At 65.2% G+C, this 17821-nt stretch carries 13 protein-coding genes and 1 pseudogene; 9 read left to right on the top strand and 5 right to left on the bottom strand.

What is annotated here, in order from left to right; genetic code table 11:
• The gene (locus ACN8HC_RS05745) at positions 1-2811 is read right to left on the bottom strand and encodes a DUF8741 domain-containing protein (protein ID WP_490073918.1); all 2811 of its coding nucleotides are present in this window, start codon (positions 2809-2811) and stop codon (positions 1-3) included.
• Positions 2808-7991, bottom strand: a complete 5184-nt coding sequence (locus ACN8HC_RS05740; protein ID WP_490073917.1) for a DEAD/DEAH box helicase — start codon at positions 7989-7991, stop codon at positions 2808-2810. The genes ACN8HC_RS05745 and ACN8HC_RS05740 overlap by 4 nt, the downstream gene beginning before the upstream one ends.
• A gap of 373 nt (positions 7992-8364) precedes the next feature.
• Here ACN8HC_RS05740 and ACN8HC_RS05735 point away from each other — a divergent pair, with 373 nt between their 5' ends.
• A complete protein-coding gene (locus ACN8HC_RS05735) occupies positions 8365-8901 on the top strand; it encodes a nuclease-related domain-containing protein (protein WP_490073916.1) in 537 nt (178 codons plus the stop codon).
• Here the strand turns inward: ACN8HC_RS05735 and ACN8HC_RS05730 are convergent.
• Positions 8898-9584 carry an NUDIX hydrolase gene (locus ACN8HC_RS05730; RefSeq protein WP_490073915.1) on the bottom strand — a complete coding sequence of 229 codons (687 nt, stop codon included), beginning with the start codon at positions 9582-9584 and terminating at the stop codon, positions 8898-8900. The two genes, ACN8HC_RS05735 and ACN8HC_RS05730, sit on opposite strands and share 4 nt — an antisense overlap.
• Positions 9585-9622: 38 nt before the next feature.
• On the opposite strand from ACN8HC_RS05730, the pseudogene ACN8HC_RS05725 reads away from it, so the two are divergent.
• The 8 genes and pseudogenes from ACN8HC_RS05725 to ACN8HC_RS05690 all read left to right on the top strand — a co-directional run bounded on the left by ACN8HC_RS05725 (position 9623) and on the right by ACN8HC_RS05690 (position 15847).
• Positions 9623-10035, top strand: a pseudogene (locus ACN8HC_RS05725) (ADP-ribosylglycohydrolase family protein).
• Positions 10002-10739 (top strand): ADP-ribosylglycohydrolase family protein, encoded by a 738-nt coding sequence (locus tag ACN8HC_RS05720; RefSeq protein WP_490073914.1) that lies wholly within the window; start codon positions 10002-10004, stop codon positions 10737-10739. Before ACN8HC_RS05725 ends, ACN8HC_RS05720 begins: the two are co-directional and overlap by 34 nt.
• Positions 10740-10844: 105 nt before the next feature.
• Positions 10845-11105 carry a protein-tyrosine phosphatase family protein gene (locus tag ACN8HC_RS05715; RefSeq protein ID WP_490073913.1) on the top strand — a complete coding sequence of 87 codons (261 nt, stop codon included), beginning with the start codon at positions 10845-10847 and terminating at the stop codon, positions 11103-11105.
• A 71-nt stretch (positions 11106-11176) separates the two neighbouring features.
• A complete protein-coding gene (locus ACN8HC_RS05710; RefSeq protein WP_490073912.1) occupies positions 11177-12004 on the top strand; it encodes a T3SS (YopN, CesT) and YbjN peptide-binding chaperone 1 in 828 nt (275 codons plus the stop codon).
• A gap of 254 nt (positions 12005-12258) precedes the next feature.
• Positions 12259-12981 (top strand): DUF433 domain-containing protein, encoded by a 723-nt coding sequence (locus ACN8HC_RS05705; RefSeq protein ID WP_490073911.1) that lies wholly within the window; start codon positions 12259-12261, stop codon positions 12979-12981.
• Positions 12982-12991: 10 nt separating this feature from the next.
• Positions 12992-13399 carry a PIN-like domain-containing protein gene (locus ACN8HC_RS05700; protein WP_490073910.1) on the top strand — a complete coding sequence of 136 codons (408 nt, stop codon included), beginning with the start codon at positions 12992-12994 and terminating at the stop codon, positions 13397-13399.
• A gap of 209 nt (positions 13400-13608) precedes the next feature.
• Positions 13609-14439, top strand: coding sequence for a T3SS (YopN, CesT) and YbjN peptide-binding chaperone 1 (locus tag ACN8HC_RS05695; protein WP_490073909.1), 831 nt, complete (start codon positions 13609-13611; stop codon positions 14437-14439).
• Between the two features lie 178 nt (positions 14440-14617).
• On the top strand, positions 14618-15847 hold the full coding sequence (locus ACN8HC_RS05690) for a DUF6880 family protein (protein ID WP_490073908.1): 1230 nt from the start codon (positions 14618-14620) through the stop codon (positions 15845-15847).
• A gap of 20 nt (positions 15848-15867) precedes the next feature.
• On the opposite strand, the gene ACN8HC_RS05685 is transcribed toward ACN8HC_RS05690, so the two are convergent.
• Both ACN8HC_RS05685 and ACN8HC_RS05680 read right to left on the bottom strand, forming a co-directional pair.
• Positions 15868-16314 (bottom strand): VOC family protein, encoded by a 447-nt coding sequence (locus ACN8HC_RS05685; protein WP_490073907.1) that lies wholly within the window; start codon positions 16312-16314, stop codon positions 15868-15870.
• 110 nt (positions 16315-16424) lie between these two features.
• Positions 16425-17678, bottom strand: coding sequence for a hypothetical protein (locus ACN8HC_RS05680; RefSeq protein ID WP_490073906.1), 1254 nt, complete (start codon positions 17676-17678; stop codon positions 16425-16427).
• Between the last annotated feature and the right edge of the window lie 143 nt (positions 17679-17821).

Here is a 17821-nt window from a genome sequence, read left to right as displayed (position 1 = left end):
TCACGCACCAACCTTAGGGACGAAGACGTACAGGCCGAGAAGGTCGCCTGGATGCTCGACTCGCACCTGCAGACCGCGGCGGATCTCGCCTGCGGCCTCCCGCACCCGGCGATGGGACTGGGTCAGCCTGTCTTTCAAGGCATCTCCCTGCTCGTCGAGGTGCGCGGCGATGTCCGGCAAACCGTCGATGGCTCGCTGTAGGAACATCGCAGCCTGCTCCGGTGGCACGTTGCCGGCGGCGCGCGATTCCAGCAACCGATCGACTGATTCCGGGTCCAGCCAGACGGCTTTGGATGCGGCTCCGGCATACGCCAAGGTCGCGAGCTCCTCCGCGATGAGACGCCGCTCCCCCAATCGGGAGGGCAGTGTGAGGTGGAATCGGTATCGAACCAGCAGCAAGGTGGTGCGCTGCTGGACCGTATCGGTGCGCACGACGGCGCAGCGCCGCGCAGGTCGTTCGTCCGCCGGCACGGCCGGGTCGAGAGCCGACTCCAGCACATAGGTGGCGACTGCTTCTACGGACTTGTCTGTGCGGTGCAGCACGGCGTCCCCGCGCTCCACTGGGAAGTCCGGCACGAAGGTCAACGGATCATTTCGACCGGGTGGAAGCGCGTCCTTCAGGCCGAGTGGGAGCGGAGGCAGAGTTGCGGTAAACCCACGCTCGGACGGGTTCACGACGCTCCGAAGGTCCATCAGACTCTCGCGAACGAATTCGCGCACCTGAGCATGGGTTCCGAGGCTGGCCCGCACCTCATCGAGCTCTTGCTGTACTTCCTGCGGGTGGATGCCAAGCTGGGCGTACTTGGTGACGGCGGCTCGTTCGGCTGCAGCGGCACTCTCCCATTCCTGATCGAGTCGCTGGCGCTTCTGCGCGAAGTCGAGATCGAGCATCTCCTGCACGTGGTCGACGCCGCGTAGCAGCAGGCCTTCCATCAGGGCCTCCACGACTGCCTCGCTGTTGTCGGGCACCGGCACGGAGACGCCGGTCGCCTTCCGGATGGCCTCATGCTTGCGCAGCAGCACCTCCAGCACGATCCCGTCGATCTTGTTGTCCTGACCGTAAATGGTGACCGCCCGGACAACATCTCGGGTCTGACCGAACCTGTCAACGCGGCCCTCGCGCTGCTCGTGCCGTGTCGGGTTCCAGGCAAGGTCGTAGTGAATGACAGCCTGGAACTGGTCCTGCAGGTTGACGCCCTCGGAGAGGCAGTCGGTGGCGACCAGCACCTTCGGGCCGTGTTGCAACGCCATACGATCGACACGTTCGGCCCGCTCCGTCGGCGGGAGGGTGCCGGTGACACAACCGACCGCGGTGTTCTTCAGGGCCGCTTCAAGGTGCTCGGCGATGTACTCGGCAGTGTCAATGAACCGGCAGAACACGATGGGTTGATAACCGTCGGCAAGCATCTGCTTGACCACGGTCGTCAGCTGGATCAGCTTGTTATCCGGCTTGCCTTCCAGTGCGATTGCTGCTTTGCGGAAGTTGTCGAGCCTGCGCCGGTGAGCGGCGTCCTCGGCTGAGCCAGCGTCCGCGCCGGGTGTGGCGTCTGCGGCTTCCAATGCTTCGTCGTCGGCCTTGTCCAGCACGATTGCCTCGCCCACGGCGTTCGCCTCTTCCACCGTCTGCACACCTGCGGTGGCACTGCGGGTCGCTAGCGTCCGCGCTGCTGCGCGCGGTGAAGAGGCGAGCGCCCGCAGCAGCGCCAGAGCGGACCACCAGTTGACCCTCTCCGCCAGAGTGCCGTCGTCGCGGCGAACCATCTCCCGCGCATACTCCAAGATCTTGGCAAACAGCTCGGCATAGTCGCGACTCAGTGTGTAAGCGACTTCCTTGGTCTCCCGGTCACGTGGGAACGGGGTGTTCTCGTCCAGGTAGTCGCGGATGTCCCGGCGGCGGCGCTGCACGAAGTACTGCGCGAGGAGTGTGCGGTCGGAGAGGTTATCCAGGTCCAGGTCGTGCAGGCGGGGATGCAACAAGCCAATGAGGTTGCGGAAGGTCTCGTCGTCTCCACTGTGCGGAGTCGCCGTGGCCAGAATCAGATGTCGTTCTTGATCCTCGGCGAGTGCCTTCACAAGGTCGTAACGCTGGGTGCGCGCAGCGCCGCTCAGTCCGCCACCGGTGACGCAGGTGTGGGCCTCGTCCACGATGACCAGATCTGGACACGTTCGCAGGAATTCGTACCTGCGTCGGGCGCTCTTGATGAAGTCGGTGGAGACGACGGTCACTGGAAAGTGCTCGAAGATCGACTCATTGCCGATCAGCTCACGCTCCAGCCGGCGGGTCGTTGCGGCGAGGACCAGCTCGGCCTCCAGACCGAACTTCTCCCGCAACTCACGCTGCCACTGCTCGGCCAAAGCTGGGCTGCAGAGCACTGTCAAGCCGCGCGCCTCCCCGAGGGCGAGCAGTTCGCTCGCCACTAGCCCGGCCTCGACGGTCTTGCCGATGCCGACATCGTCGGCAATCAAGACGCGCACGACCTGCTGCCGCATCGCCATGAGCAACGGCACGAGTTGGTAGGCGCGAGGCTCGACCGCGATGGATGCGAGGGAGCGGAACGGCCCTCCGCTGTCACGGAAACCGATCTGCAGGGCGCTGCGCAACATGCGAGCGCTGACTTCGTCGCCAAGATCCTGCGTGGTCGGTGGCGAGAAAGAAGCCGGGCGCACCTCCTCGACCAGTGGCAGAACGCCTGCGACGTCATCGTCCGTGCCGCCCAGCGGCCGCAGGACCAGGAAGTCGTCAGTGCTGTTCGGCAGAACCACCCATTCACGGCCACGTGCCGCGACGAGGGATCCGGCGGCGTAGGTCATGCGCGTCCTTTCCCGAAGACAGAAGTATTTTCACGGATCCGTGCCAGCCAGTCGTCGAATGTCCCGAAACGAATGACAGTCCAGCCGGCGTCGAATAAGCGATCCTCGACCTCGGTGTCACGTTCCTTGACATCGGCGCGGTCGTGAACGGACCCGTCAATGAAGACGGCTGCGGAGCAGTCCCGACTGCGATAGACGAAGTCCGGCTGACACGAAGCCTCCGAGACACTCGTTTGCGCAGCGTCTGGGAGCATGAAGTCGTGCTCGGCGAGTAGCCGAAGGAACTGCCGTTCGGTCTCTGTGTCGCACTGGGACATCAAGCGATCGAGTTGGGTCTGGCGACTCTCGCCACCGGAGCCGGCGACTGTCCGTGACCGCGCGAAATCGAGTAGCAAATCACGGATCTCGTGCCGGTCGATCAGTTCGTGGTCGCTCTGGTTCATGTATGAGAGGAGGCAGTCGTAGCACGCACGCTCGCAACGCTCGCCATGGGCGTCGGTCGTCGCCAAGTCATCGCCAGTGTCAGGATCGAAGTGCGCGATCTCGAGGGCGTGACGCGCAGCGATCGCTAGCGCATCAGGCTCGGCCTGCAGACGACGTAGCACTCCAGCTCCGCCTTCCCCGGACTCGGTGAACAGAGTGCGCCCTTGCTGTTGGTCGTCAGGAAGTGACTCGCTGGCCAGCTCCGAATCCTCCAGTTGGAATGCGGCCTCGATGCCTCGCTCCAACGCGTATTGCAGCGTGATTGCCTGAATCTCGCTGAGTTGCCTGGCCATTCGCAGGATCAGGATGTTGCGAGAGTCTTCGACATACGGGATTACACGCTGCCTTGTCCGCACATCCTTTGCGGGCTCGAGGTCGCTGTCAGCAGAGATGGCGTCCTTGGCCTCACGGTTGCTGAGCCACTTGCCCGTGACGATATCCAGTTCGTAGCCGACAACCTCCTTGTCCTGCCGCCGCCGACGGCCCTTGTTGGTCACGCGCACCATGGCTGTGTCGCCATACGAGGTCGTGGCAAGCGGTGCGTCCCCGACAAGAACCTCGGCGGTCAGCCGACCCGACCGCGAGCCGTGCTGGCTGAACCGGTAGGACGTCTCCAACTCAAATCCAGCGCGACGGCGTTCTTCTTCATCGCTGGAAATGCGCTCTCGACGCCTGGTGAAGACGGTTTGCAATCGCATCAACCCGTAGGTCGACGGTGGCAGCGTCTCACCACACTCTTCGCACACATCCAGCCCGGGCTGCCGGTCGTGGTGATATCCGCAGGACGCACACCGGCGGGCCTCGCTGGTGTCGATACTGCCGACGCCATCCGCCGCCATCGGCACCTGCACGCGAGTGACCTGATAGCGAGCTCCCTCGTGATAGATCAGCGCACCCGGTCCGAATTCGCTGATCGCGAGGAACCGTGGCCGCTGGATGTAGTCGCCGCTGTTTCGCCGGCCGGATCCACGCTCGCCCGGGATATAGGCGGCAAGCGGCAACCGCGGGAAGCTATAACCCGGCAGAAAACCTTCAGAGGCGAAGTACCGGTAGGTGTAGAAGTCGGAGTAGCCCTGCTCGGTGTCTTCGTTACGCAACAGACGCAACTGGTTCTCAGCGTCCAGCCTGCGCGCTTGAGCGTCGCGGCGGCGCTTTGCATGCTGCGTGGCGGCTAACACGATCTTGTTCTGCTCGGCCTGGTCGGCCAGCGCGGCTTTGTAGAGCAGGCGCCAACGGTCACACGCCGTGTCGAACTGCTCAGGTGCCCGACGGATCGTGTCCGCGACCCACTCGTCGTGCCACCATGCCGTGGCACGCAACTCAGGGAGCATCGGCTGCACAACTTCCTCGGCTTTACGGATGGCCCGGCGGATTGCATCCGGATCGCCGAGGGCACGCTCCTTGTCGGTCCGTAGACGAAGGCTCGGTTCTTCACCCTCTGCGTCGAGCAGCTGGGTCATCCGGGTATCCAGACTCTCGCCGGTTTCTGCCAACCACACCGAATGCATGTGGCTGGCCAGCAGCGCTTCATTCGTCAGGTCGAGCCTCGGAGCCGCAACCGAGCCGGCGACCATCTGTTGCGAACGGGCGAAGTAGTACTGGTCGTGAGCGTTTCCAGTCGCACAGTAGGTGGTCACGATGGCTGGTTGGCCGGATCGGCCCGCGCGGCCGCTTCGTTGCGCATAGTTTGCCGGCGTCGGCGGCACGTTTCGCAGCCCGACGGCATTCAGGCTGGCGATGTCAACGCCGAGTTCCATGGTGGGAGAGCAGAACAGCAATGGAAGCCGTCCCTCGCGGAACTCGCGCTCACGCTCTTGACGTTCGTAGGCGGGAACTTGAGCAGTGTGTTCCTTAGCACGTAGTCCACGCAGGTCAGGCGCAACGTCGCGGTACAGGTCCCGGAAGAACGGGTTGACGTGCCCGCCCTGGTCAGCCTTGACGGTCTTACGCAGCGGATCTGCCGTGGGGGTGGCGCCATCTCCGACACGCCACAGCAGGCTGGATGCCTTCAATCGATAGCCAGGTCCGCCTTTGTCGGCGGGAACTGATTCCGTGAGCACTCCGGCGAAACATAGGATCCGGAGGATGTCGCTGACCACGCGCTGCGAGTCATCTGTGGTGAGAGTGCCCGCGTAGAACGGAAACTGACCGCTTCTTCGCAGGTACCGACCGAGTGAGGATCGACCGGACAAGTGCAGGTCTCCACGTGACGCTCCCGCGCGACCTGGCCGTGCGAACGCCGTGCCGACAACCGCCGGAGGCTCGTTCCGGCCCACCGCCCACAGTCCGGTGATTTCCTGGAGCGAGGTTCGACGTATGCGGTCAAACCCGTCTTCAGTCAAGCACTCGACGTCAATCGCCAGCACCCTGCGCAGCTCGTCCAGCACGATGTGACACAGCTCGGCGCGATGGTCACCGGAGGTGTCTCGCAATGGTTCGAGCGACGACTCCCATAGCCCCGGGTCCGCAGCTATCTCGGCCAACGAGTCGTACTCGAGGCGCAAGAGGCCAGTCTGCTCGAGGTTCGGCATGGTGATCCGCCAGCCGCGCTGAAGGTCGCTGTACACCCGGTACTCGACGATGTCGCGCAAGCCGCGCTCGGCTTTTTTGCGGGCGCCATACACCGCACCCGGGTTCGCTGCGTAGAGCTCGAATGGCAGACCGAGCGAGGCGACGACCTGCTCTGCGATCTGCTCGTGGGAGAGTCCCTGCGGGCTGCGAGACACGGCACGGAACACGGCCCCTCGCAGTTGACTGACCTGGACGAAATCGTTGAAATGCCCCGCCTGCAGGCTGGCATCTTGCCGGTTATCGACGAAGGTCAGCAGTTTGTGTGCGTCTTTCGCCAGCGGGTCGTCGGAGTCCTTGTTCAGCGCTCGCACAATGCTGGCGCTGATGACGGACACGGCCGAGCTCCGGCCTTCCGAGTCGAGGGTTGCGAGCTTCGAGAAGTCGCGCCCGCGGGTCTGCTCGTAGGAAACAAGGCAGTTGAGGCAAAACGGGAATGGTGACGGGACGAAAGCCGCGACCAATCCACCGAGTCCGTCATCCAAGACACGCCCCGCAGGACCGACCACGTAGCGCTGCGGCAGGTACTTTCGCTTCGCTGCGATCACGTCATCGTCGACAACCCAAGCGTCCGGCAGGCGACCCTCGGTTATCGGGTCGACCGGCCAGGTGGACTCCGTCGACACATACAGATAGCCGTCATCCTGGTCGCCCCCGCTAGCGTCCCGGTCACGCCGTGCGGCGAATTCGTACACTCCGTCGCGCCGCTGGCGTCGGGACACCACGAGATACTCCTGGCCGCATTCCCGGCAGAACGCCAGTGGGTAAAGAAGGTGATCGGCCCTTCCCGGCACCGACAACTGGTACTTGGAGGTGACATACCGCCGATCTTCATCCTCGAGCGAGACATAGACGGTGTCGCCCTTGCTCAGGAACTGGTGCAGTCTGAAGGCGAATAGCGTCCGGTCAGTCCGAGGATGCCTCACCCTAGAGCCGGCGAGAAGTGCATCCTGGATCGCGCTCTCGCATTGCTCGCTCGTGCAGCCTGTCAACTCGGCAAGAGCGGGCGCAGCGTGCTCCCAAAGTCTTCGCGGCTGCTGCCGGATGAGCCGGTCGGTGCCGGCCTCGACGGCGAGGCCGAATGTCGTTTCGATCCACGATGCCAGGGGCGACGCGGCCAACGCGTCATAGTCGAGTGGCAGGTCACTCGCGGTAATCATCCGTGCCAGCGTCGGTATGTCGCTCGCAGCATCCGCCGGAGTCGCCCGCGTCAGCGTCTCTCCGATGACTCGCTGCGCGGACACCGTGGTGCCGAACAGCCGACTTGCCACCTCTGCAACCTTGGCTCTCTGGTCCTCCGTGCTGCCATCGCTGGCCATCGTGGCTGAGGTCCCGACGCATTGCAGGTTCGGTGCCTGACAGGCCTGCCGAACCCGCCGCACGAGCATCGCAACGTCCGCGCCCTGCCGGCCGCGGTAAGTGTGCAACTCGTCCAGCACCAGAAACTGCAGACCTTTAGCGGCGCTCACGAGTTTGCGGCGTTCCTCGGGTCGAGTCAGGACGAGTTCGAGCATCACGTAGTTGGTGAGCAGGATGTCTGGAGGATCCCGGAGGATTTCCTCGCGCTCGTCCGGACTCTCCTGGCCGGTGTACCGAGCAAACGTGACCGGCTCGTTGCCCTCGCCATACCCATAACGGAGGAACTTCTCCAACTCGCCAAGCTGGCTGTTTGCAAGGGCGTTCATCGGGTACACCACGATGGCCTTGACCCCACGAGCACGGGCTTGTCGCAGCACCCGATCGACGATCGGGATGATGTAGCCAAGGGACTTGCCAGATCCGGTGCCAGTTGTCAGGACATAGCTCTCACCGGAGGCCGCCGCCTCGATCGCGTCCCGCTGATGCTGATGCAGGGTCAGCGGTGCCCCGCCAGCGTCGCTCACATCTCGCTTGTCGCGAAAGATTCGCGAGCACTCGGCATGGAGAAGTCCGGCGTCGACGAGCTCATCGACGCGACCACCGCTTGCGAACGAGGGGTTCAACGAGATCCACGGCTCGGGCCACTGCTTGCCCTTGGCCAGTTCATCGTCTACGTGCTGCCGGATCCGCGGGTCCTTAAGCTCCACGAAGGCCGTCGTGAACTCCTTGTAGTCATCAATCAGCGAGTCACGAAGATCGAATACGTCCACGGCGTCCTCCCAGCCGACACATGCGTCATTCCAGCACCATACTTATCGACAATGGCCGTCGAGCGACGACGCACGAAATCCGCCGGTAGGTCGTCCCCAGTTGAGTCGATAGCTGCAGCACCGTCAGTACGTCAGCACAGGGCAATGGCCGTTGCGTCCATCGCGACGATTGAGTCGCCATGACTGCAGCGACCACATCCAGAAGTAACGCTGCACGGGGAGACTGGCGGCACAGTAGCGTCTCGTCATGCAGCATCGGGACCCTTCAGACAACGTCGACGCCGACATTGCTGGGCAATCTGCGCGTCGAGAGTTCGAGCGACGTCGACAGGCACGGCGCGAGCGGTTTGCGGCCCGTGGCCGGGTCGCTCGGGTGGCAGCTGCACTCACACCCGAACCGCAGAGCACGAAAGCGTGGGACCACGGCGCGAAGGGCGAGGAGCTGGTCGGCGCGCGACTCGACCGGCTCCGTGAGAAGGGTGTCGGCATCCTGCATGATCGCCGGATGCCGAGACGCGGCAACATCGATCACCTGGCGGTGACCTCCGCCGGGGTATGGGTCATCGACACGAAGCGCTACGCCGGACGGCCGCAGCTGGAGGTCGAAGGCGGCCTGTTCCGGCCTCGACACGAACGCCTGCTCGTCGGCGGAAGGAATCGAGACAAGCTGATTCTCGGCGTCCAGTCGCAGGTGACACAGGTGGGAGCGGTGCTCGGCGATGTCCCAATCACAGGTGCACTCTGCTTCGTCAACGCCAACTGGCCGCTCATCGGTGGACCATTCGTCACGCGTGGCATCCATGTGCTGCCGCCCCGTGCATTGGTCAAGATGCTCGCCCGGACGTCGGCCGGTCCGGTGGACGTCGCGGAGACGGTGCGCGTGCTCGATCACCACTTCCGGCCTGCCTAACGCGTGATCGGGGGGTTGAGCGTCGTGGCAGTGCCCGCTCGAAAAAGCGCGGCCGGGCGACCACGGCCGCGGCGCGTGTCTCCGGTCTGCTCCACGAAAGCCTCTGTCCCGGTCACCTTGCGGTGGAAGTTGGCGGGGTCCAACCTGGTCCCCCACACCGCTTCGTAAACGGCCCGCAGTTCGCTCATCGTGAAATCCTCGTCGAGGAAGCTCGTTGCGACCGTGGAGTATTCGAGCTTGGCTCTGGCACGCTCGAGACCATCACTGAGGATCTGCGCGTGGTCGAACGCGAGGCGCCGACGTAACGCCTGCTCCACCGGCACCCACGATGCGTCGTCGGCATCGGTGCCGGAGATGGGTTCCGGGAGGTTCGCCGCCAACGCGAGGTGTGCCACCGAGATCACGCGCTTGGTGTGCTCGGTGTCGCGGGCCGGAGCGCTATACGTGCCCAATTGCTCGAGCCGCACCGCGCCCCCGAACAGCCCCACCTCTTCGGCGAGCTCTCGATAGGCGGCCTGCTCCGCGGACTCGTCCTGTAGCAGAAAGCCGCCGGGCAGCGCCCAGGATCCGCGCGCTGCCTTCGCCTTGCGTCTCACCAGCGCCACCTTGAGCACGCCGTCTCGCAAGGTCAGCGCCACCACGTCGGCGGCGACCCAGGCGAGCAGTCGATCGGAGTTCGTCATACCTGCAGTTTAAGTCATGTTGACAAATATCGTCACGAATGATATATTTGTCACATAGACAAATATCGCGGAGGCCGACGATGAACCTTTCTCCCGTCCAGAGGGACCGCGCCGCCGGAGTGCTGCTCGGACAAGCCGTCGGCGACGCACTCGGCGTGCCGTACGAGTTCAAACCCCCGATCAAGAGGGGCGACGCCTACATGGCGGGCGGCGGCTCGGCCCTTACGAGCCTGGCGAGTGGTCGGACGATACCCAGATGGCGATCTGTATTGCACAGGTGGCCGCCCACGGGGTCGATCTGCGGAGCTATCAAGGCCTGAACCCGATTACGAGCTCGATGACTGGTCCCCCGCTTTGGAGCGGGCCGCGACCGAGTACGCCGCGAAGCACCCGAAGTCGGCCGGCAACGGCGCGCTCATGCGCAACGGCGTCCTCGGACTCACCAGGCTGAGCGATCGGGAGGCGACGGCTGCCGGGGCGCGCGCCGTCGCCGCGCTGACCCACGCCGACCCTCTCGTCGCGGCATCGTGTGTCCTCCATGCTGAGGCGGTTCGAGTCGCCGTGGTCGAGGGGCGGCTCGACATACGAGCGGGGTTGGATCTGCTGGCCGAGGACGAACGCGATCAGTGGTCCCGCTTGATCGACGAAGCTGAGCGCGAAGACCCGAAGTCGTTCAGCAGCAACGGTTTCACCGTCACGGCGCTCCAGGCGGCCTGGTCGGCGATCGTCCACACGATGCCTGACCGGCCGACACCCGACCACGTGAACGACGCTCTTCAGCTCGCCATCTCGATCGGACACGACACCGATACGGTCGCCGCCATCGCCGGCGCGCTGCTCGGCGCGCGGTATGGCGTCAGCGGACTCCGTCACGACTGGCGGCAGCGGGTCCACGGGTGGCCCGGAATGGGTGGGCGTGACCTCGTGCAACTCGCGCTGATGACAGCCGCCGCCGGTGTCGGCCAGCCCATCCGGGGCGATCAGTGGCCGCTCGCAGCGACGACGAGACGGGAGACGAAGACGCTCGGCGTGCCGCTTCCGGCGGATCCGGGCGTCATCCTGGGCACCGAAGCGGACCTGCCCCGGGCAGCTGAGTTGGGCTGCGGTGCGGTGGTGTCCCTCGCCCGCGTTGGTCGCGGGGACCGTCACCCGTAGGGTGTTGCGACGCACCTGGAGCAGTGGCTGATCGACAGCGAACGCCCGGACGCCAACGGGCACGTCGCATGGGCGCTGCACGACGCTGCTGACGCGGTGAACGCGATGCGGGACCACTACATGTTCAGCGGCGACCAGCACAAGGTGCTGTTGCACTGCGCGCGTGCTGAGCACCGTACGCCCGCGGTGGCGTTGCTCTACGCCGTCAAACACCGCCACAAGTCCGTGGAGGATGCCGCGAGCGGCATACGAAAAGCGCTCGGCCACAACGCTATCGACGGCGTCCTCTGGCGAATCGCCATGGCCGAAGCGCGGGCCATCATGGAGCAGCCCGGGCACTGGACCGTCGAGGACGAGCAGGGCTGAACATCGCTGCACAATGACCGCAGGATGTCAGTGGTCGCTGCCAGACTGCAGACGAACGAAAGGGGTGGCAGATGAGACGACACGTGAAGGAGCCGACCGGCACGCCGTCGGTCATGGGGCCGTGGGAGTTGTTCGAGCGACGCTTGGCGGCATACGTGTCCACGATGTTCGACCCCGCCGACCGCCTGCAGATCTACATACCGCTGTCGCGCGACGCCGACCCGTGGGTGATCGATATCCAGACGGTGCCCGAGCGCGACGTGATCCAGATCGACTACAAGTGGGACGAGGTCTATCTCCGAGCGGAGGACCCGGCCGACGCTCTTCACCAGATGCGCACGGTCGTCGAGGGCGGACGGTTCCGCATCCCCCACCCCCAGCTGCTCACCGTCTCAGCCGACGGCCCTGCATCGGCCGGTGTCGGCATCCTCGGTCTCGGAATTCGCGACGCGGTGCGCGACGTCGACGGCGCGGCTCGCTCCGCGCTGTTCACGAGCACGAGAGAGCAGGCGCTCGGCGCCCTGCTGGCGCATGTCCGTGCCGAATATGACGACGACGCCGAGCTCGACGAGGATGACGACCTCCCGATGATGATCAATGGAGTGCGCCTCTGGGCCGGCGTCACGAACGAGAAGCCGGCGATCATGCTCTTCACGCGCGTCGTCGACGACGTGTCCTCCCGACGGCAGACCTGCGTCGACGTGAACGGGCTCAACCGCAGCAACGTGTGGTCGCGATGGGTGTGCCGGGATCACGCCGTGTGGCAACACCTCACCATCCCTTCGACGATCTTCCAGCCGGAGTTGTTCGACGAGATGCTGCGGCTTTTCGTCGCGGATTACCGTGCCAATCGGCTCGACCTGGCGGACCGGCTGGGTGGGCAGCCGGCATCTGGATAGCGGCCTGCTGAGCGATAGTTGCAGCGCGATACCAGTGGAGCGATGCCACGCTCCTGAACCGCAATTGACTCACCCGCTGTTGGTCTTCGCCGGATCTGCCGCGCGATCGGTCACATCGCGGCTGGATGCGAAAGCGTGACAGACCTTGGTGGCGAATTCGCCCTGTAGGTGTGAGACGCGATCCTGCGTGGTTCACCTGTCGCTGCCTTCCGCCATGATTGCATTGAAAGCACAACAACGAGAAGGGGCCTGTGATGACTGGTGTGCATACCGCGTCGACCGCGGTCGACAAGTTCACCGCGCCGCTCTACACCCAGTCGGAAGCGGCCCGATTCCTAGACCTCTCGACGTCCACTTTCCGCAACTGGGCGCGTGGCCATCACGCTGGTTCGAACGGCGCACGGTCGGGTGGGGCTCCAATCCTCACGACTGTCAGCAAGGCCTCACGTCGCGCTCCCAACATTCCGTTCATCGGGCTCGCCGAGGGCTATGCCTTGTCGGCGATCCGTCGCACGGGTGTGCCGTTGCAACGTATCCGGCCAGCACTCGAGCGGCTCGGCGAGGAGATGGACCTTCAGCATGCTCTCGCGTCCAAGCAACTCTTTACGGACGGCGCCGAAGTGCTGTTCGATCGCGCGGAGCACGCAGATGAGGAAGAGGCAGACGCGGTCCGTGAGCTTGTTGTCGTCCGTGACGGCCAACGAGTCTTCACCGAGGTGGTGCGGGACTATCTGACACAGATCACGTTCGGTCAGGACGGCTACGCCACTGCTATCCCGCTTCCTGGATTCCGGAAGGCCGAGCTGGTTGCCGACGTCGGCCGCTCGTTCGGGCAACCGATCTTCCGGCACGGAGGGGTCAGACTCGAAGACGCTATCTCCCTCTTCAGAGCCGAGCGTGACATCGATGTCGTGTCCGAGGAGTACGGCATTCCGCGGGCCGAACTCGAGGATGTCCTCGCGGTCCTCGTGAGCTGACGAATTTCAGATGCCCGAGCCCGAGCTGCGATTCTTCCTCGATCGCAGTTTGGGACGCCGCCAGGTATCAAACGCGCTCCGCGCTGACGGCTGGGACGTCATCACCTTGGCAGAGCACTACGGCATGCCAACGGACGAAACGGTGGAGGACGTCGAGTGGCTCGAGCTGGCAGGCACAGAGGGCTGGCCGGTTCTGATGAAGGATGAGAAGATCCGCTACCGGCCAGCGGAGCGAGCCGCGGTGATCGCACACGGCGTCAGCGCCTTCTACCTCACCTCGGGCAATCTCTCCGGTGCTCAGATGAGCCAGCTCTATATCGCACACCGAGCCGCCATCTGGCGTTTGGCTGCGATGACCGGACCATCTCTCTTCGCGGTCTCCCACACCGGAGTCCGCCGCATCGACCTGAATGATTAGCTTGGTTCGGGTTCACCACCGAGCTTGCCGGCTGGCTGCTGCGTGATCTGACGACTGCCGTCGACACACTCGGGCAGGAGGCCGCAACCCAGCGCATTGCGTCGGGCGAGACGGCGCTCCATCACGACTGACGGGCGACCGTCCCCGGGGATGGGCTACCGGCCGCTCGACACGAGATGATTGATGGCCCGACAGGCGAGGAGGCACACATGAGTGCAGAATCCACCGGACCGGTGCAGATCGACGGCACGACCCTGCGACCGTGGGACGTCTTCGAGCGGCACGTCGCGGCATACCTCTCGACGATGTTCGCGCCGGAGGAGTCGGACAGCCTGACGCTCCACGGGCCGGACGTGGCCGGCGGTGAGCCGTGGGTGATCCGGATCCGCACCGTCGACGCAGGACAGGGCATTCGCGTCTCGTACCCGTGGGACGACACCGGAGGTCACGTCGACGGCTCACAGGATCTCGCCTGGCGGCTGCGGATGACGCTCGAGGATCGCCTCAGTGTGGCCCATCCGCAGCTGATCACCGTCGAGGCAGCCGGGCCGGCCAGCCGCGGCGTCGGCATGCTCGGGCTGCCGCTGCACGGCGAGGACCCGGCCGACGTCGTGGCACCGGAGGAGAAGGACAAGAGCCGGCACGAACACCTACTGGACGCACTGGTGCGCCACGCGCAGACCACCCTGGATCCGGAGACTGAACTGGACGAGGACGGCGACATACCGCTGCTCGTCGACGGGGTCCGGTTGTGGGTGAAGGTGCACGAAGGAGAGCCGGCCACCGAGCTCTTTGCCCCGGTCGTCGACGAGGTGTCGTCGCCGAAGCGGGCTGCACTGGAGCTCGCAGTCGTGAACCGGCGCTATGCGTGGTCGCGCTGGACGTACTCGCGAGGGACGGTCTGGCAGCGGCTGTTCATCTCGCCGACGTCGTTGTCGTTGGCGTTGTTCGACGAGATGCTCGAAGCGTTCGTGTTGAACCACCATGACGTCACCGATGATCTGGTGGACCGGCTTGAAGGGACGGCGGCGCTGTCCTAGTGGCAGCTCGTGCCCGGAACTCGCGAGATTGGCACGAGGTCCGCGCTGAGCTCAGCGGGCAACCGATCGAGCGACTCACCGGAGACTTCTGGGCACCCGCACTGCCCCGGGTGCGGACAATGGACCCACTGTGCCTGCGCCCGATCGCTGGCCGTGCGCCACACGAAGAGGTGACGAAATGAGCGAACTGGCCGACGCCGTACTCCCCCTCATCCGCAGCCGAGCCGACCTGCACAGCTACCACGCGTCCAATGACCACGGAGCGCAAATGCACGAGGGCGTCGACATCCTCGAGTCGGCAATCCCGGCAACCGATCCCAAGACGGCGTACGACGTGACCAACCGCGCGCTGGCCAGTGCGCTCAAGGTGATCATGCGATGCGACGACTCCGCCGGGATCATCGGTGACGCCTGCCGGCGGTTGGTCGCGCTGCACCCCAAGGTCGCCGCGAAAGCACAGGTGCCGCCGAAGAAGCTGGTGAACTGGATGATGAAGTTCCAGTTCGACCAGGAGTGCGACTTCTTCACGCTCGACGTCGTCGCCTACGCCCCGGCCCTCGGCGACGCCGGCATCGCGGCATACCGCGCACGGCTGGACGACATCAGGGCCGGCCTTGGGCCTCGCCCGAACCCGCGGGAGTGGTGGAACAGCCCGCACTCGCATGACTGGTTCACCATCGAGTGGAACGAGAAGCGGCTCGCCGTGCTCGACCACGACACCGAGGCGATCATCGCGACCCACGCCGGTGATCGATCGGTCGCGGCATGGTTCACCGACACCGCTCGTGCGTTCGAGGAGATCGACGAGATCGACCTCGCGATCGAATGGGCCGAGAAGGCAACGGACTTCGACCGCGGGTGGCAGGCCAAGAAGGGAGCGGAACACTGGTGTCAGCTGCTGGCCGCGCATCGTCCCGAGGAACTGCTCGCCGCCCGCAAGACCGTCTTCGAACGCTGGCCCGACTCCAGCACTGCCGCGCAGTTGTATGACGCCGCCGGCTCGTCCTGGCCCGACTACGCCGACGAGGTGTCGGCGACGCTCGAGACCAGCCCCCGCGATGCGGTGCTCTTCACACTGCTCACCCTGCGCGATCCACACCGCGCCTGGGAACTTGCACACTCGCTCGAACTCCCAGACGACGACGTGTGGGAGCGGCTGGTCACGGCATACAGCAAGGTCGACCCGCTCGCGGTGCTGCCGGTGCACGCCCGGCTCGTCGAGGAACTGCTGGTCGACGCCAGGGCGCAGAACTACCGACTCGCGGCCCGGCGCCTGGCCACGATGCGCAAGCTCGCGAAAGGCAGCGACAAGGCCGCCGACGTCGACGACCTGATCGCGCAACTCCGCGAAGAGCACCGGCGGCGACCGCGCCTGCAGCAGGAGTTCGACAAGGCACACCTCCCGTGACAAGCGCTTCTCATCCGCTGCTAACCCAACCCCGCCGCGCGACGCGCGGCCTTGACGACCGGGTTGTCCGGCATGTCAGCCCACACGATCTCGAAGTAGTTGTCCTCGGGATCGCAGAGGTATGCCGAACGCCCGGTGAAGAACTCGGCATTTACCGGCTCCTTCGTGACACGCGCACCGGCGGCGCGCATCCGCTCGGTGAGCCTGTCCACAACCTCCGCGCTTTCCACCTGCACACCGATCGTGAAGCGGATGCCGCCGGCACTCGGCGCCGGGGCGATGTTGCCGTCGCTGGCCAGCTTGGCAATCGGAAACACCACCAACAGGATTCCGCGCAACTCGAAGACCGCGAACTCGCCGTCGTCCATCACCTGCGGCCAGCCGACTCGTCGATAGAAGTCGCGCAACGTAGGGAAGTCGCGCGCACCCACGGTAATCAGATTGGCGAGAGGCAGGCCGTCCGTCATACCCACCACTATCCGCCTGCTCCGCGCGTCGTCGTGCGATCAATTACGGCATTGTCAGTGCTTCGAATGGCGCAAGCGGCACGACTCCGTGCGCCTTCGCCGCCGGCCGGCTATGTCGTCCCCGTCAGTCGAGCGACAGCGGCCTCCAGGGCGGCGACACGTTTCTCCAACTCCTTGCAGTGCGCACAATCACCACAGGGACCGCGACGCGGCGCCGAACTCGGCCGGATCGTCCGGCTCGCCTCGCGGAGGCCGTCCTGCAACGTGCGGCCGCGTACCGCCTGCAACAGCGCGTCGACGGCCGGACGCACCGTCGCCATCGACGGCGGCAGGTCAGCAGCGGCCTCCCGCAACAGTTTCCGCCCGTCGTCGACCGCTGCGGCATCGATGGTCTTTCCCGCCTCGGCCGCCGCGGCGGTGCGCTCCAGCAGGCGTTGGACGCGCTCCTGGAATTTGCGGTCGGTGCCGTCCAGCGTGACGGCGAGGTCGGCGGCATACCGGTCCAGGGTCTCGATGAGCCACTGCCCGGCCGCATGCGGCGCGACCTGCTCGTCACGCACCCGCCGCAGCGGCTCCAGCTTCTCGGCGTTGTTCGCGAACAGGTCGTTCAGCGAGCAATCCACCGGCTGCTGCAGGATCTGGGTCACGGTGCTGCCGGGTGCGCCCGAGATGTCGGAATACGTCATGTTCGACGTCTCCGCCGTCCAGCCGCCGACCTCGCCGCACGCCGCTCCGGCACCGCCGTTCTGGACCGACAGCTGCCCGGAGGAGATCGTGTAGTAGATGATGCCGCGCGAGTTGAGCAGCCCCTGGGTGAACGTGCTGCCGCCACCGCCGCCGGGTCCGACGAGGTTGAGCGTGCAGGCATCGATCGGATGCACCGCCGGCAGGTCGTTGTGGGTCGAGTGGTCGTTGCCGTCCGGGTCGGTATAGGTGAAGGTGGCCCGGGTGACGCCGCCATACCGGTTCGTGGTCAATGCGATCTGCAGTTGCGACTGGCGCGGCAGGGTGTCCCCGTCGATGCTGGCGAACGAGCCGGACAGGTAGTAGTCGTTCGGCCAGCACGGCAACCACGGCGTCGTGCCCTGCACCGGCTGGTAGCCCGTCGGCCACGTCGAGGCGCCGATGGCCCAATACTGGACCTCATAGCGCAGCTCGCCGTCCATCACGTAGACGATGTACTGCATCCAGTTGACGTTGCTGACCTGGCAGTACTCTCCCGGCGGCGGATAGCAGTTGAGCTGGAAACTCCAGCCGCCGCCGTCGGTGGTGGCGACGTCCTCGGTCACTTCCAGCAGGACGCTGAGGTCCTCCAAGTAGTCGCAGTTGTTGATGAGAAACGCGTTGTTGTTCGATGCATACACGAGACGCTCCCTGCACTCGCGCTGTGGCATCGCGGACGGGAATGTCCTCGACATATCAGCGTCCTCCCGCGCGAAACACCGCGTCAAGATCGCCTGGGGCGTATGACGGCCGGGCGTCCACGCGACTCACCGGCGCTGTGCTG

The sequence above is a fragment of the Flexivirga sp. YIM B11880 genome (assembly GCF_058148645.1).
This window is presented reverse-complemented; position numbering and strand designations above follow the sequence as displayed.

Coding starts and splice junctions, on each gene's coding strand:
- ACN8HC_RS05715 (WP_490073913.1), top strand. CDS start 10,845: ATGCGGGACCACTACATGTTCAGCGGCGACCAGCACAAGGTGCTGTTG.
- ACN8HC_RS05710 (WP_490073912.1), top strand. CDS start 11,177: ATGAGACGACACGTGAAGGAGCCGACCGGCACGCCGTCGGTCATGGGG.
- ACN8HC_RS05690 (WP_490073908.1), top strand. CDS start 14,618: ATGAGCGAACTGGCCGACGCCGTACTCCCCCTCATCCGCAGCCGAGCC.
- ACN8HC_RS05730 (WP_490073915.1), bottom strand. CDS start 9,584: ATGACGAACTCCGATCGACTGCTCGCCTGGGTCGCCGCCGACGTGGTG.
- ACN8HC_RS05685 (WP_490073907.1), bottom strand. CDS start 16,314: ATGACGGACGGCCTGCCTCTCGCCAATCTGATTACCGTGGGTGCGCGC.
- ACN8HC_RS05700 (WP_490073910.1), top strand. CDS start 12,992: ATGCCCGAGCCCGAGCTGCGATTCTTCCTCGATCGCAGTTTGGGACGC.
- ACN8HC_RS05745 (WP_490073918.1), bottom strand. CDS start 2,811: ATGACCTACGCCGCCGGATCCCTCGTCGCGGCACGTGGCCGTGAATGG.
- ACN8HC_RS05720 (WP_490073914.1), top strand. CDS start 10,002: ATGCGCAACGGCGTCCTCGGACTCACCAGGCTGAGCGATCGGGAGGCG.
- ACN8HC_RS05705 (WP_490073911.1), top strand. CDS start 12,259: ATGACTGGTGTGCATACCGCGTCGACCGCGGTCGACAAGTTCACCGCG.
- ACN8HC_RS05695 (WP_490073909.1), top strand. CDS start 13,609: ATGAGTGCAGAATCCACCGGACCGGTGCAGATCGACGGCACGACCCTG.